This window comes from Streptomyces sp. RPA4-2 (assembly GCF_012273515.2).
Taxonomy (GTDB): Bacteria; Actinomycetota; Actinomycetes; order Streptomycetales; family Streptomycetaceae; genus Streptomyces; species Streptomyces kaempferi.
Map to the genome: position 1 here is coordinate 3,897,743 of NZ_CP050975.2, position 14,634 is coordinate 3,912,376.

Below are 14,634 nucleotides of genomic sequence, written 5' to 3' on the forward strand. Positions count from 1 at the left end.
TAGAAAAGTGCGTCCGGAGTCACACGACCTGAGCGGTGACCTGGACGGTACGGACGGGTAACTTCCCAAGCAGTCCCGCCCGTCCACCCCTCGTGCCCATGGAGCCGTGATGCCCGAAGCCGTGATCGTCTCAGCCGCCCGCTCCCCGATCGGCCGCGCCTTCAAGGGCTCCCTGAAGGACGTCCGCCCCGACGACCTGACCGCCACGATCATCCAGGCCGCCCTCGCCAAGGTCCCCGAGCTGGACCCCAGGGACATCGAGGACCTGATGCTCGGCTGCGGCCTCCCCGGCGGCGAGCAGGGCAACAACCTCGGCCGCATCGTCGCCGTACAGATGGGCATGGACCACCTCCCGGGCTGCACGATCACCCGTTACTGCTCCTCGTCCCTCCAGACCAGCCGCATGGCCCTGCACGCCATCAAGGCCGGCGAGGGCGACGTCTTCATCTCGGCGGGCGTGGAGCTGGTCTCCCGCTTCACCAAGGGCAACTCCGACTCCCTGCCCGACACGCGCAACCCCTTCTTCGCGGAGGCCGAGGCCCGCACCGACGCCGTCGCCAAGTCCGAGGGCTCGACCTGGCACGACCCGCGCGAGGACGGCCTCGTCCCGGACGCGTACATCGCGATGGGCCAGACCGCCGAGAACCTGGCCCGGATCAAGGGCGTCACCCGCCAGGACATGGACGAGTTCGGCGTCCGCTCGCAGAACCTCGCCGAGGAAGCCATCAAGAACGGCTTCTGGGAGCGCGAGATCACCCCGATCACGACCCCCGACGGCACGGTCGTCAGCAAGGACGACGGCCCGCGCGCCGGCGTCACCCTGGAGGGCGTGCAGGGCCTCAAGCCCGTCTTCCGCCCGGACGGACTCGTCACCGCCGGAAACTGCTGCCCCCTCAACGACGGTGCCGCCGCCCTCGTGATCATGTCCGACACGAAGGCCCGCGAGCTCGGCCTCACCCCGCTCGCCCGGATCGTGTCCACCGGCGTCACCGGCCTCTCACCCGAGATCATGGGCCTCGGCCCGGTCGAGGCGAGCAAGCAGGCGCTCCAGCGCGCCGGCCTCACCGTCGACGACATCGACCTGTTCGAGATCAACGAGGCCTTCGCCGCCCAGGTGATCCCCTCCTACCGCGACCTGGACATCCCGCTGGACAAGCTGAACGTGAACGGTGGCGCCATCGCCGTCGGCCACCCCTTCGGCATGACCGGCGCCCGCATCACCGGCACGCTCATCAACTCCCTCCAGTTCCACGACAAGCAGTTCGGCCTGGAGACGATGTGCGTCGGCGGCGGCCAGGGCATGGCGATGGTCATAGAGCGCCTCAGCTGATCAAGCTGATCAAGCTGATCAAGCTGATCCACGATCATCCACGACGGGATCGCGCACCCTCCTTACGGGTGACCGCGGCTGGACCCAGCGTGACGAATCGGCCCGGATCCCGGTTGCCACCGGGACTCCGGGCCGATTTGTGATCCAATCCCCCCCAAGATGTGACCTATCTCCCCCTGGAGAGGGATTTACGCAGGTCAGCGCCGCTACGCAGGCAAACCCGAGGCCCAAAGCCTTGTCCTATTCGTGACGTTACGCACTGACAGCTCGATGGTCCGCCCTTCAAGCTGATGTAGGAAGTCGGGGGTCGACTTTGAACCGGGAGTACGTCAGTGAGCGCCATGCCGATTGCTTTGCTGCTCACCACCGCCGCGACCGCGGCCGTGGGCGTCGCCGTTCTGCGCACCCTGCTGGGTCTGCGCGGGCAGGTCGCAGCTCTGCGCAACGAACTCGCCGAGAACCGCGCCGGCGCCGCGCGCGGTCTCGTGCCCGCAGCCCGCTCGGCCGCGGACACCGACGAGATACGCGCCGCGGTGACCGAGGCGCTCGCCGAGGAGCGGGAGCGGGAACTCGCCGAGGCCCGTGCCTTCTGGGCCGCCCAGGAGGCGCGTGACGCCTCGGACGCGCCCTCGCTGCTCGGCCTGACCGACAGCGAACTGTTCACGGCGCGCCCTTCGGACTTCGCGGGGCTGGAGTACCTGGAGACGGTCACCGAGCCCGACCTGGACGCCGAGGAGTTCTCACCCAAGGACTTCGTGCAGGGAGGCACCGTCGGGGACTCCCCCGAACTGGCCGCCGCCCGCCGCCGTCACCCCTCCCACCCGGACTTCGTGCCGGTCCAGTCGCCCGTCGCGAACGACCACGAACGCACGGTGGCCTGCCTGGAGGAGCTCGCCGAGTCCCGTACCGAGCTGGCGGACGTCCGCCCCGGCCCGCTCGGCACCCTCGACGTCTACGTCTTCGCGGACGGGACGACGCTGTGCATGACCCCGGGCCACCGCGAGACCGCGGAGCGGCTGGCCGCGGCGCTGCGCGCGGGCGAGACCCCGGTCCTGCTGGGCGGCTCGGGCGTCTCCGGCGCGTACGCCCTGACGTTCGCGTGCGGCGAGGAGAACGTCTACATCCTGGCGGACCGCGTCATAGCGTCGCTGTAGCGCGCCCCCGTCTCGCGGCGAGCGCCCCGGAAAAAGGGGCGCGCGCCCGCGCACCAGCACCGCATGCGCACCGGGCGACGCGCCGCCCACCACCGCAACACCCACGTCCCGCCCGCACAGGTCGGACTCTCTCCCCGCTGGGGTCGGACCCGCGGCAGCCGCCCGTACAGGTCAGCGCCGCGACAGCCGCCGCCCTCACCTTCAGACCCGTGGCAGCCCCGGGCGGGTCAGACCCCGGCCCGCTTCTGGGCCTCCTCCACCAGCGCCACCGCCTCCGCGACTTCCGCCTCGTCCCTCAGTACGAGCGCCAAATCGTGCGCCGCGACCGTGATTTGGTCGGCGGCGGCGAACATCCCCGCCTCGGGCATCTCCCGGGGCTCCCCCGACGGGTCCTCCACACGCTGGGCACGCAGTGCCAACTCCCTGGCCAGACCCAGTGCCTCGGCAGCCGCCCCCCGCTGCAGCCGGCTCTGCGGGGCTGCCCGCAACCGGTCGGCGAAGTGGTCCACGGCTCGGGTCAGCGACGTCGTATCAAGCACGCCGCGAGACTACGCGCCGCGACGGGACTGTTGCCAACAACCCAACCCTCAGGCACCGTGGCGTGAAGGACCGGCTTACATCCCCTTTGCGTCCGGAGGCGCCGATGTCCCAAGTGTTCTCGCAAGAGACCCACCGCAATCTGCTCGCCCGCATCCCCCACTGCACCGGTCGTGAGATCTCCGACTGGCTGCGCGCCGTCGACGAAGGCCCCGCTCTCTTCCGCTTCGAGGAGAAGGTCAGCTGGCTCCGCGCCGAGCACGACCTCGCGTACGGCCACGCCAAGGCGATCATTCACGAGTACGACCTGAGGAGGGCCGCGCGCAAACTGCTCTGAGCGCGCACCACCGGCACCACCAGGTGTCCCACAGACGTCCCGACAGGCATCCGCGCACAGCGAAGGGCCCGCGAACCGGTGGTTCGCGGGCCCTTCGGACGCCTGCCGCCGGCCGTCGCCGACGATACGGTCCGTGTCGCTAGTCGTTGCTGCTGAAGATGGCGACCAGCCGCAGCATCTCGACGTAGATCCACACGAGGGTCATGGTCAGGCCGAACGCGGCCAGCCAGGCCTCCTCGCGCGGCGCGCCGTACGCGATGCCGTCCTCGATCTGCTTGAAGTCGAGGGTCAGGAAGAACGCGCCGATCAGGATCGCCAGGATGCCGACGATCGCGCCCAGCGGACCCATGCTGCGCAGTCCGCCGTCCCCCGCCACACCGAAGGCGACGAGCAGCAGGTTGACCGCCATGACGACCACGAAGGCGATGGCGATGGCCATACCGATGCGTGCGTACCGCGCGGTCACGCGGATCCAGCCCGCCTTGTAGACGAGCAGGGTCGCGCCGGCCACCGCCATGGTGCCCAGGACCGCCTGGAAGGGGGCGCCGCTCCACCGCTCGTTGTACATCTCGCTGATGACCCCGAGGAAGACGCCCTCGAAGGCGGCGTAACCGAGGATCAGCGCGGGCGTGGCCTTGCGCTTGAAGGACTGCACCATCGCCAGGACGAACGCCACGAGGGCGGAGCCGATGGCGAGGCCGTAGCTGGTGGACGAGACGGGCAGGAGTGCCCACGCCAGGATGGCGCCGACGGTGACCGTGCCGAGCGTCATGGCGGAGCGCATGACGACGTCGTCCATCGTCATCCGGCCGGTGGTGGCCGGGGCCTGCGGCGGGGCGCCGTACTGCTGGCCCTGCTGTGCGTAGGGGTTCTGCGCGTAGGGGTTGCCGCCCTGTTGGGCGTACGGGTTGGCCTGCGTGCCGACAGCGGGTCCCCCGGCCTGCGGCGCCGCGTTGAATCCCGCGTAGCCGTTGTCGCGGCTGAACCCCCGTCGCGAGAAGACCGGGTTGCTGCTCCTCATTTCACTCCTCCATGGCCACCCTGCGCGGCCTTGGCCTCAAGGGTAATAGGTAGGCAAAGGATCGACCCTACTGCTTGGGGAGGATCTTTCCCTCGTGCTGCCAAGGTACGCGTGTGTTCCCTGGCCTGCGAGCACTGGTACCAAGCCGTGACAGCTCCCGGTCGCGGCGCCCCGGCCGGCCCCTCGGCTCCGGTCCTCTCACTCCAGCGGAAACCCGGTGTATCCCTCCGCCAGATCCGCCTCCGCAGCCCGTGAGGTGGCCACCCGGCGCAGCCGGGCGAGCTGGATCCGGTCGTCGAAGGCGGTCGCGCCGGGGGCGCGGTGAAGCAGGGTCGTCATGTCGTACGAGAACCGCTCGGCCTGCCAGACACGGCGCAGACAGGTCTCGGAATAGGCGTCCAGGCGCTCGGCCGAACCGGTGTCACCGAGGTGCGTCAGGGCGCGGGCGAACGTCACGACGTCGCCGACGGCGAGGTTGAGTCCCTTGGCTCCGGTCGGCGGGACGATGTGGGCGGCGTCCCCGGCGAGGAAGAGCCGCCCGTACCGCATGGGCTCGTGGACGTAGCTGCGCATGGGGGTGACGGACTTCGAGGTGACCGGCCCGCGCTCCAGCCGCCAGGCGTCACCGGTCTCGAAGCGCCGCTCCAGCTCGTCCCAGATCTCCTCGTCCGCCCACTCCCCCGCCTCGGTGCCCTCCGGTACCTGGAGGTAGAGCCGGGAGACGGCCGGTGAGCGCATGCTGAGCAGGGCGAAGCCGCGGTCGTGGCGGGCGTAGACCAGTTCGTCGTGGGAGGGCGCCACATCGGCGAGTATCCCGAGCCAGCCGAAGGGGTACGTCCGTTCGAACACGTGGGAGAGCCCGGCGGGCACCGCCTTGCGGGCCACGCCCCGGAACCCGTCGCAGCCGACGACGTAGTCGCAGTCGAGCACGTCCTCATGGCCCTCGTGCCGGAAGCGGATCCGCGGCCGGTCGGTCAGCGCCCCCTCGACCGCCAGCGCCTCGGCCCCGAAGAGCAGCGGGCCCCCCTCCTTGAGCTGGAGCGCGATCAGGTCCTTGCAGACCTCCGTCTGGGCGTACACCAGCACGGAGCTGCCTCCGGTGCGGGCCGGGAAGTCGACCCGGTGCCGCTCCCGCTCGAAGCGCAGCTCGATCCCGTCGTGCCGCAGCCCCTCCCGGTCCATCCGTTCCCCGGCCCCGGCGGCCCGCAGGACGTCGGCGGTCCCCTGCTCCAGGATCCCGGCGCGCTGCCGCCGCTCCACGTACGCCCGGTCGCGGCTCTCCAGTACCACGGAGTCGATCCCCGCGTTGCGCAGCAGCCGCGCCAGCAGCAGTCCGGCCGGCCCGGCTCCGATGATCCCGACGGTGGTACGCATCCGGCACGCCCCTTCGCGGTCCCTGCGCCTGTTCGTCCGTTCGCCTGGCGTCGGTTCACCTGGCGTCGGTTCGCCCGACACCCGCTCACGTGACGTCCGTTCGCCTGGTGAAACTTCGTTCACCCCTATCGCACGTGAGTCTCCGGCGGCACGCGCCGGCTGTCAACGGATCGCGGCGAACTCCGCCGGCGGGATGCGCCCGGGGAGGACGGGTCGGGAGGGAACGCGAGAGGTCGGAGGTGCCCGGAACCGGACTTGAACCGGTACGCCCGCGAGGGGCAGCGAGGTTTAAGCTCGCCGTGTCTGCATTCCACCATCCGGGCAGGCCATGGGCTCCGCGTCGAGATTCCGAGCCTATCGGGGCTCGCTCCTCGAACAGCGGCCGGGCGAACCGATGTTGTCTTATTTTATTGACGTCTGAGGGTGCATCAGCCCCCGGTACGGGCCATCAGCACTTGCCAATAGCCTTCCGGGCGGTGCGGAGACGCGTATACGGAATGACGGAATTTCACCGTCCGAACGGACGCACCTCACGCGGCCGTACCCGGACGGGGGTCAGGGAACACCCTCATCCCCAGGTATGACTCCGGCGCTCGCGGTCCGACCGGAGGCTGCCCCAGGAACCGGAACAGCGGCTGACTCCATGGCGCCGAACGGCCGGGACGATGGGACACGTCCCCCAATAACGCCGTCGTCCCGACAGGAGCACCCTCCCGTGACCACCACGCCCCTTGCCGACCGGACCACCACGGTGGCCGCCCGCGCCACGGAACTGTCGAAGGTCTACGGACAGGGCGAGACCCAGGTGGTCGCCCTCGACCGGGTCTCCGTCGACTTCCGCCAGGCCGAGTTCACCGCGATCATGGGTCCCTCGGGCTCGGGCAAGTCCACGCTGATGCACTGCGTGGCGGGCCTCGACTCCTTCTCCTCCGGCTCCGTGCGCATCGGGGAGACCGAGCTGGGTTCCCTCAAGGACAAGCAGCTCACGAAGTTGCGCCGGGACAAGATCGGCTTCATCTTCCAGGCGTTCAACCTGCTGCCCACGCTGACGGCCCTGGAGAACATCACCCTCCCGATGGACATCGCCGGCCGCAAGCCGGACCGGGAGTGGCTGGACAAGGTCATCGCCATGATCGGCCTCGCCGACCGCCTGGGCCACCGCCCCTCCCAGCTCTCCGGCGGTCAGCAGCAGCGCGTCGCCGTCGCCCGCGCGCTGGCCTCCCGGCCCGACATCATCTTCGGCGACGAGCCGACCGGAAACCTCGACTCGCGTTCGGGCGCGGAGGTGCTGGGCTTCCTGCGCAACTCGGTACGGGAACTGGGGCAGACCGTCGTCATGGTCACCCACGACCCGGTCGCCGCCGCCTACGCCGACCGCGTGGTCTTCCTCGCCGACGGCCGCATCGTCGACGAGGTGCACGGACCGACCGCGGACTCCGTCCTGGACCGCATGAAGCAGTTCGACGCCAAGGGCCGCACCACCTGACCCGCCGTCAACTCGCCCCCCGGGCCCCCGCACCGTCCTGAACAGCCTCACCCTCCTGGACTGAGAAACCCCATGTTCCGTACCGCCCTGCGCAACGTGCTCGCGCACAAGGCCAGGCTCCTGATGACCGTGCTCGCCGTGATGCTCGGCGTGGCGTTCGTGTCCGGGACCCTCGTCTTCACCAACACCATCTCGGACGCGTACCAGAAGAGCTCCGCCAAGGGCTTCGGCCAGGTCGACGTGGCCATCCAGCCGGAGAGCCGCAAGGACACCGGCGACACGATCGGCAAGGACCCGAAGCTCACCCAGGCCCTGCTCGACAAGGCGGCCAAGGTCCCCGGCGCCGGTTCCACGATCGGCGTCGTGAACGGCTTCACCGCCGTCGCCGGCAAGAACGGCAAGCTCGTCGGCAACGGCTTCCAGTCGCAGGGCGGGAACTACTGGGGCACCAAGGACCCCCGGTACCCGCTGACGAGCGGCCACGCGCCCCGGGGCGGGAACGAGGTCGCCCTCGACTCCAGGACCGCCGCACGGGCGGGCTACAAGGTCGGCGACACCGTACGGCTCTCGGTCGACGGCCCGGTCCTCACCCCCACCGTCGCCGGCGTCTTCACCACCGACGACGGCAACGTCGCGGCCGGCGGCAGCCTCGCCCTCTTCGACACCGCGACCGCCCAGCGGCTCTTCCACCGGGCCGGCGAGTTCGACGAGATCGACGTGAAGGCCGCGCCGGGCACCAGCCAGACCGCCCTGCGCAGCGCCCTCGGCCAGGTCGTCCCCAAGGACGTCGCCTCCACCACCACGGGCAGGCAGCTCGCCGACGACCAGGCCACCGAGATCGCCTCGGCGATGAGCGGTATGAAGACGGGCCTGCTGGTCTTCGCCGGCATCGCGCTGTTCGTCGGTACGTTCATCATCGCCAACACCTTCACCATGCTGGTCGCCCAGCGCACCAAGGAACTGGCGCTGCTGCGCGCCGTCGGCGCCTCCCGCAGGCAGGTCACCCGGTCCGTCCTCGTCGAGGCGTTCTTCGTCGGCGCGGTCGCGGCGGTGGCGGGCCTGGTCGCGGGTATCGGCATCGGCGCGGGGATGCGCTCGCTCATGGGCACCCTCGGCGCCACCGTCCCGGACGGCCCGCTGGTGATCTCGCCCGGCACGATCGCCACGGCCCTGCTCGTCGGCGTTCTCATCACGATGCTCGCCGCCTGGCTGCCCGGCCGCCGCGCCGCGAAGATCCCGCCGGTCGCCGCGATGAGCAGCGTGCACGCGCAGGCGACCACCAAGTCCCTCGTCGTACGCAACACGCTCGGCGCCCTGTTCGCCGGCGCGGGCGTCGCCGTGGTCCTGTACGCGACGACCATGAACGGCTCGGACGGGCAGGCGCCCATGGGCCTGGGCGCGGTCCTGCTCATCATCGGCGTCTTCGTCCTCACCCCGCTGCTGTCCCGTCCGCTGATCGCGGCGGCCGCGCCGGTCCTGCGGGTCTTCGGGGTGTCCGGCAAGCTGGCCCGCCAGAACTCGGTCCGCAACCCGCGCCGGACCGCCGCGACCGCCTCCGCCCTGATGATCGGCCTCACGCTGATCACCGGGATGACGGTGATGGCGGGCAGCCTGCAGAAGTCGATCGACAAGATGGCCAGCTCCGCGATCAAGGCGGACTACGTCGTCTCGATGGCGAACGGCAACTCCCTCTCCCCCGACGTCGCCAAGACGCTGTCCGGGCTCGACGGGGTCACCGCCACCAGCCCCCTGCGCAACGCGCCCTCGCGGATCGACGGCAGGACCGAGTACCTGACGGGCGTCAACGGCGCGTCCATCGCCCGGCTCACCGACCTCAAGGTCGACGAGGGTGCCTTCAAGGTCGGTGGCAGCCGCGTAGTCGTCGACAAGGACACCGCCGAGTCCCACCACTGGAAGGCCGGTTCCGGCTTCACGGTCGCCTACGAGGACGGCGCGAAGAAGCGGCTCACGGTATCCGGTGTGTACGAGGGCAACCAGATGATCAGCGGCATCATCCTCGACAACACCACGCTCGCGCCGCACCAGAGCGACGCCTCCGACATGCAGGTCATGCTCAAGACGTCGAGCGGCACGTCGGACGCCGCCAAGACCAGGCTGGAGAAGGCCCTCGGCGACAACCCGGCCATCCAGGTGCAGGACAAGAAGGACATCTCCAACGGCATCGCGCAGATGTTCACCCTGCTCCTGAACATGCTCTACGGCCTGCTCGCGATGGCGGTCATCGTCGCCGTCCTCGGGGTCATCAACACCCTCGCCATGTCGGTCTTCGAGCGCTCGCAGGAGATCGGGATGCTCCGCGCGATCGGCCTCGACCGCAAGGGAATCAAGCGGATGGTCCGCCTGGAGTCCCTGGTCATCTCGCTCTTCGGCGGTGTGCTCGGCATCGGTCTGGGTGTGTTCTTCGGCTGGGCGGCCGGCGAGCTCGTCGGCAGCAGGATGGCGACGTACGAGCTGGTCCTGCCCTGGGCCAGGATGGCCCTCTTCCTGCTGCTCGCGGGCACGGTCGGCGTCCTGGCCTCGCTGTGGCCGGCCCGCCGGGCGGCCCGCCTGAACATGCTGACGGCGATCAAGTCCGAGTAGCCACGGCGGCGGTACGCGGAAGGGCCCCGTTCCGGGCAGGAACGGGGCCCTTCCGCCGTCGGTGCCGAGGAGCCGGCCACGGAACCCGCCGCGGGCCTACGGGACGACGGGGTGCCAGGTTCTCGCCCGCAGCGGCAGTCCGGAAGCGCCGGAGGGCTCCGGTGTCCTGACCGCCAGCACCTGGTTGACGCCGATGCGGTTGCGCTCGAAAGCGAGCGCGGAGGCCGCCATGTAGAGGCGCCAGACACGGGCCCGGCCGGGGCTGGTGAGCTGCACCGCCCGGGGCCACTGCGCCTCCAGGTTGGCGACCCAGTGGCGCAGCGTGAGGGCGTAGTGCTCGCGGATCGACTCGACGTCACGGACCTCGAAACCGGCCCGTTCCAGCTGTGTCACGGTCGTACCCACCGGGGCCAGTTCGCCGTCCGGGAAGACGTACGCGTCGATGAACTCGTCGACCGAGTAGGTCGATTCGTCGCGCTGCGGCCGCCGCCCGATCTGGTGGTTGAGCAGCCGCCCGCCCGGCGCGAGAAGCCGGTACAGCACCTCCGCGTACTCCAAGTAACGCTCGGCGCCCACGTGTTCGGCCATACCGATGGAGGAGATCGCGTCGTACGGTCCGTCGGCGACGTCCCGGTAGTCCTGCACCCGGATCTCCACCCGGTCGGTCAGGCCCTCGTCCGCGACCCGCTTACGGGCGTACGCGGCCTGCTCCTGCGAGAGCGTCACCCCGACGACACTCACCCCGTGCTCGCGCGCGGCGTGAATGGCCATCGAGCCCCAGCCGCAGCCGACGTCGAGGAGCCGCTGACCCGGCCTCAGGGCGAGCTTGCGCGCGATGAGTTCGAGCTTGTCGCGCTGCGCGCCCTCCAGGGTGCCGTCGTCCTCCCAGTAGGCGCACGAGTAGACCATGGAGGGGCCGAGGACGATCTCGTAGAAGTCGTTCCCCACGTCGTAGTGGTGGCTGATCGCGCGCCGGTCGCTGCGTTTGGTGTGCAGGTGACGGCGTCTGCGCACCTCCTCGCGGGGCGGGGCGGGCGGCAGCGGGGACCCGGCCATCCTCACCAGTCCCCGCACGGCGGCACGGACCTCGGGGTCGCGCAGGGACTCCGCGAGGCTCCGTGCGTCCTCGCCCCGGTCCCAGATCAGCCCCGACACCAGGTCCAGGGCGGCGTAGAGGTCGCCCTCCACGGCGAGGTCACCGGAGACCCAGGCGCGGGCGAGCCCCACCTCGCCCGGTTTCCACAGCAGCCGGCGCAGGGCGCGCCGGTTGCGCACCACGAGAGCGGGGGCGCCGGGCGGGCCCGCCTCCGAACCGTCCCAGGCGCGAATACGCACCGGCAACGGGGACCCCAGCAACTGCTCGACAAGGCTCTTCAGCCGCGGCGCGGCGTCCTGCATGGCGTACACCTCCGAGACGACACTCCCGAACGCTCCAACACCACGTAAACACCAACCGGCCTCCTGCGCAGTCCCCCTTCCGCGTTACAGCTGAGCAAAATAGCTGTAGCCGCCACGCTCTTTGCCCCCGGCGTCCCAGGCACACCCGTCCCCGGGGCTCCGTCCCAGACCCCGCCAAGGGGCTGCGCCCCCTGGACCCCCGCATCGCCCGAAGGGCTCGTCCTCAAACGCCGGACGGGCTGAATATGCGGGCCCGCGCCGGATCGTTCCGGCCCGGCTGGGGATATGGGCTCATGGTTCCGGCCGGGGGCATGCCTTTCAGCCCGTCCGGCGATTGAGGACGAGGCCGTCCAGGCCGAAGCGGGGGTCCGGGGGCGGCAGCCCCCGGTGACGCGCCGGACACCGCCCCTCGCTCGAGGTCAGGGCTCTCCGGACCGGGCCGGGGTCCCGAGAACCCCCGGCCCCTACGGCGCACGCCGAAGGGGCCTCCCGCACCACGGATGGCGGGAGGCCCCTTCGGGCTGAACAGTCTGCAACAGTGACCGACGGAGGGTCAGGAGGCCTTGGCCCGCTCCTCGGTCTTGGCGGCCGCGGGAGCCGCCGCCGCAGCGGCCGGCGCCGGCTTCGCCGCCTCGTAGAACTCCTCACGCGGAGTCTCCATGGCCCCGAGCGAGACGACCTCACGCTTCAGGAACATCGCGAGCGTCCAGTCCGCGAAGACACGGATCTTCCGGTTCCACGTCGGCATGGCGAGACCGTGGTAGCCACGGTGCATGTACCACGCCAGGCGACCCTTGAGCTTGATCTTCGTCTTGCCCATGACGATCATCGCGACGCCCTTGTGGAGGCCGAGACCCGCGACAGCACCCTTGTTGGAGTGGCTGTAGTCCTTCTGCGGGAAGCCCCGCATACCGGAGATCACGTTGTCGCCGAGCAGCTTGGCCTGCCGCAGCGCGTGCTGCGCGTTCGGCGGGCACCAGGCGTTCTCCACGCCGGCCTTGCGGGCGGCGAGGTCCGGCACCTGGGCGTTGTCGCCCGCGGCCCAGATGTAGTCCGTGCCCTGCACCTGCAGCGTCGTCCCGGTGTCCACGTGGCCACGCGGGCCGAGCGGCAGACCGAACCGGGTGAGGACCGGGTTGGGCTTGACGCCCGCCGTCCACACGATCGTGTCGGAGTCGACCTCGAGGCCGTTCTTCAGCACGACGTGGCCGTCGACGCAGGAGTCCATGGAGGTGGAGAGGTAGATCTCGACCCCGCGCGACTCCAGGTGCTCCTTGCCGTACTGGCCGAGCTTGGGGCCGACCTCGGGGAGGATCTTGTCCGCGGCGTCGACGAGGACGAAGCGCATGTCCTCACGGGACACGTTGCCGTAGTACTTCGACGCGTCGCGGGCCATGTCCTCGACCTCGCCGATGGTCTCCGCACCCGCGAAGCCACCGCCGACGAAGACGAAGGTCAGCGCCTTGCGGCGGACCTCCTCGTCCGTGGTCGAGTCGGCCTTGTCCAACTGCTCGAGAACGTGGTTGCGCAGGCCGATGGCCTCCTCGATGCCCTTCATGCCGATGCCCTGTTCGGCAAGGCCGGGAATCGGGAAGGTGCGGGAGACCGCGCCCATCGCGATGACGAGGTAGTCGAAAGGCAGCTCGTACGCCTCACCCACGAGGGGGGCGATCGTGGCTACCTTGCGGTCCTGGTCGATGGTGGTGACCCGACCGGTCAGAACCTCCGCCTTGGGCAGCACGCGTCGCAGTGGGACGACGACATGCCGCGGCGAGATGCTGCCGGCGGCGGCTTCGGGGAGGAAGGGCTGGTAGGTCATGTACGACCGGGGGTCGACGACCGTGACGGTCGCCTCTCCGTAGCGCATCTTCTTGAGAATGCGCCGAGCTGCGTACAGGCCTACGTACCCACCGCCTACTACGAGGATCCTGGGACGCTCCGTGGTGCTCATGCCATCGAGTATCCACCCGCCCCTTGGGGGTCGCTCGTGCGCCCCTTCACAAGCTTAGGTGGCCCCTCTGCTACACTGCGCGGCTCACGTGACCCAGGTCATGTCGGCGCAAGGGAACCAGTGTTCGGGCCGGACCGTTGTCAAGAGCCCGTGAGCTGCCACTCCGGGCGTTCGAGTACATCGAACCACTCTTCGACTTCACCCCCCGGAAACACTCCCGGAACGCTCCGGTGAGCATCGCCCCGAGACCGGCGAGCACCCCCGCGGCACCCGAGTGGCTCAGTCCTCGCCCATCAGGGCCGAATTCCTTGTGAAGAACTTCACGAAGTTTTCCGGCGGCGTGTCGCAGAGAGGGCCCGGATGGCCCCCTGTACGCGCTCATACGTTATCCGACCTGCTCAGTGGAGGCTACCAGCGGGTAGCAAGCGCTCCGGGGCCCCTGGCCGGGGCTCAGGCGACGGACCACGCGATGCCGTCGAGGATGTCGTGCTCGCTGACGACGACCTCCTCCGCGCCGACCCGCTCCATGACGGCCAGCAGGACGAGGGCGCCGGCGGCGATGACGTCGACGCGCCCGGGGTGCATGGAGGGGATCGCGGCCCGTTCGGCGTGGGTGGAGTGCAGGAGCCGCTCGGTGATCTCACGGACCTTCTCCCGGGGGATGCGGGAGTGGTGGATGGCGGCCGAGTCGTACGCGGGGAGGCCCAGCGCGATGGCCGCGACCGTGGTGACCGAACCGGCGAGGCCGACCAGGGTGCGGGCCTCGCCCAGCGGGACCGTCCGGGCCGCGAGGTCCAGCGCGGCTTCGATGTCGGCGCGGATCGCGTCGGTCTCCGCGGGCTCCGGGGGATCGCTCACCACCCCGGCGTGCACCAGGTGGCGCTCCGTCATCCGTACACAGCCGATGTCCACGGAGCGGGCGGCCTGTACGTGGTCGTCGCCGACGACGAACTCGGTGGAGCCGCCGCCGATGTCCACGACCAGGTACGGCTTGGCGAGGTCGTCCCGGCCCGTGAGTTCCCTGGTCGCTCCGGTGAAGGAGAACTCGGCCTCCTGGTCGCCGGTGATCACCTCGGGCTCGACGCCCAGGATGTCGAGGACACCGCGTACGAACTCGTCCCTGTTCTCCGCGTCGCGGGAGGCGGAGGTCGCGACGAAGCGGAGGTGCTCCGCGCCGTGCTCCTTGATGACCGCCGCGTACTCGCGGCAGGCCGCGAAGGTGCGGTCCAGGGCTTCGGGGGCGAGGCGGCCGGTGCGGTCGACTCCCTGGCCGAGCCGGACGATCGTCATACGGCGGTCCAGGTCGACGAGTTCGCCTGTCGCCGGGTTCGCGTCGGCGACGAGGAGACGGATGGAGTTCGTACCGCAGTCGATGGCGGCGACCCTGGTCATGAGCTGTGGTCTCCTGTGGTGGTTTCCGATTCCGGCGTGCAGCCGTCCCAAGC

At 70.2% G+C, this 14,634-nt stretch carries 11 protein-coding genes and 1 tRNA gene; 5 read left to right on the plus strand and 7 right to left on the minus strand.

Annotation, left to right across the window (positions count from 1 at the left end; all coding sequences use genetic code 11):
• Positions 1–109 precede the first annotated feature (109 nt).
• Positions 110–1,330, plus strand: coding sequence for an acetyl-CoA C-acetyltransferase (locus HEP85_RS16895; RefSeq protein ID WP_168528480.1), 1,221 nt, complete (start codon positions 110–112; stop codon positions 1,328–1,330).
• A 341-nt stretch (positions 1,331–1,671) separates the two neighbouring features.
• Positions 1,672–2,484, plus strand: coding sequence for a hypothetical protein (locus HEP85_RS16900; protein WP_168528481.1), 813 nt, complete (start codon positions 1,672–1,674; stop codon positions 2,482–2,484).
• Between the two features lie 227 nt (positions 2,485–2,711).
• Here the strand turns inward: HEP85_RS16900 and HEP85_RS16905 are convergent, their stop codons facing one another.
• Positions 2,712–3,023 (minus strand): hypothetical protein, encoded by a 312-nt coding sequence (locus HEP85_RS16905; RefSeq protein ID WP_168528482.1) that lies wholly within the window; start codon positions 3,021–3,023, stop codon positions 2,712–2,714.
• Between the two features lie 104 nt (positions 3,024–3,127).
• On the opposite strand from HEP85_RS16905, the gene HEP85_RS16910 reads away from it, so the two are divergent.
• The gene (locus tag HEP85_RS16910; protein ID WP_168528483.1) at positions 3,128–3,358 is read left to right on the plus strand and encodes a DUF4287 domain-containing protein; all 231 of its coding nucleotides are present in this window, start codon (positions 3,128–3,130) and stop codon (positions 3,356–3,358) included.
• Between the two features lie 139 nt (positions 3,359–3,497).
• Here HEP85_RS16910 and HEP85_RS16915 read toward each other — a convergent pair whose 3' ends face one another.
• The 3 genes from HEP85_RS16915 to HEP85_RS16925 all read right to left on the minus strand — a co-directional run bounded on the left by HEP85_RS16915 (position 3,498) and on the right by HEP85_RS16925 (position 6,076).
• Positions 3,498–4,379, minus strand: a complete 882-nt coding sequence (locus HEP85_RS16915) for a Bax inhibitor-1/YccA family protein (RefSeq protein ID WP_168528484.1) — start codon at positions 4,377–4,379, stop codon at positions 3,498–3,500.
• Between the two features lie 198 nt (positions 4,380–4,577).
• Positions 4,578–5,753 carry a 4-hydroxybenzoate 3-monooxygenase gene (locus tag HEP85_RS16920; RefSeq protein WP_168528485.1) on the minus strand — a complete coding sequence of 392 codons (1,176 nt, stop codon included), beginning with the start codon at positions 5,751–5,753 and terminating at the stop codon, positions 4,578–4,580.
• Positions 5,754–5,993: 240 nt separating this feature from the next.
• Positions 5,994–6,076, minus strand: a tRNA-Leu gene (locus tag HEP85_RS16925).
• Between the two features lie 392 nt (positions 6,077–6,468).
• On the opposite strand from HEP85_RS16925, the gene HEP85_RS16930 reads away from it, so the two are divergent.
• Together HEP85_RS16930 and HEP85_RS16935 are read left to right on the plus strand one after the other, a co-directional pair.
• Positions 6,469–7,239, plus strand: coding sequence for an ABC transporter ATP-binding protein (locus HEP85_RS16930; RefSeq protein ID WP_168528486.1), 771 nt, complete (start codon positions 6,469–6,471; stop codon positions 7,237–7,239).
• Between the two features lie 72 nt (positions 7,240–7,311).
• Positions 7,312–9,840: an ABC transporter permease gene (locus HEP85_RS16935; protein ID WP_168528487.1), complete on the plus strand. Its 2,529-nt coding sequence runs from the start codon at positions 7,312–7,314 to the stop codon at positions 9,838–9,840.
• A 96-nt stretch (positions 9,841–9,936) separates the two neighbouring features.
• Here HEP85_RS16935 and HEP85_RS16940 read toward each other — a convergent pair whose 3' ends face one another.
• The 3 genes from HEP85_RS16940 to HEP85_RS16950 all read right to left on the minus strand — a co-directional run bounded on the left by HEP85_RS16940 (position 9,937) and on the right by HEP85_RS16950 (position 14,581).
• Positions 9,937–11,238 (minus strand): cyclopropane-fatty-acyl-phospholipid synthase family protein, encoded by a 1,302-nt coding sequence (locus tag HEP85_RS16940; protein WP_168528488.1) that lies wholly within the window; start codon positions 11,236–11,238, stop codon positions 9,937–9,939.
• 553 nt (positions 11,239–11,791) lie between these two features.
• A complete protein-coding gene (locus HEP85_RS16945) occupies positions 11,792–13,189 on the minus strand; it encodes an NAD(P)/FAD-dependent oxidoreductase (protein ID WP_329288220.1) in 1,398 nt (465 codons plus the stop codon).
• 450 nt (positions 13,190–13,639) lie between these two features.
• Positions 13,640–14,581 carry a Ppx/GppA phosphatase family protein gene (locus tag HEP85_RS16950; protein ID WP_168528489.1) on the minus strand — a complete coding sequence of 314 codons (942 nt, stop codon included), beginning with the start codon at positions 14,579–14,581 and terminating at the stop codon, positions 13,640–13,642.
• Between the last annotated feature and the right edge of the window lie 53 nt (positions 14,582–14,634).

Excerpts from the sequence above, each read along its gene's own strand:
- HEP85_RS16895 (WP_168528480.1), top strand. The coding sequence starts at position 110 with ATGCCCGAAGCCGTGATCGTCTCAGCCGCCCGCTCCCCGATCGGCCGC.
- HEP85_RS16900 (WP_168528481.1), top strand. The coding sequence starts at position 1,672 with ATGCCGATTGCTTTGCTGCTCACCACCGCCGCGACCGCGGCCGTGGGC.
- HEP85_RS16910 (WP_168528483.1), top strand. The coding sequence starts at position 3,128 with ATGTCCCAAGTGTTCTCGCAAGAGACCCACCGCAATCTGCTCGCCCGC.
- HEP85_RS16915 (WP_168528484.1), bottom strand. The coding sequence starts at position 4,379 with ATGAGGAGCAGCAACCCGGTCTTCTCGCGACGGGGGTTCAGCCGCGAC.
- HEP85_RS16920 (WP_168528485.1), bottom strand. The coding sequence starts at position 5,753 with ATGCGTACCACCGTCGGGATCATCGGAGCCGGGCCGGCCGGACTGCTG.
- HEP85_RS16935 (WP_168528487.1), top strand. The coding sequence starts at position 7,312 with ATGTTCCGTACCGCCCTGCGCAACGTGCTCGCGCACAAGGCCAGGCTC.
- HEP85_RS16940 (WP_168528488.1), bottom strand. The coding sequence starts at position 11,238 with ATGCAGGACGCCGCGCCGCGGCTGAAGAGCCTTGTCGAGCAGTTGCTG.
- HEP85_RS16945 (WP_329288220.1), bottom strand. The coding sequence starts at position 13,189 with ATGAGCACCACGGAGCGTCCCAGGATCCTCGTAGTAGGCGGTGGGTAC.
- HEP85_RS16950 (WP_168528489.1), bottom strand. The coding sequence starts at position 14,581 with ATGACCAGGGTCGCCGCCATCGACTGCGGTACGAACTCCATCCGTCTC.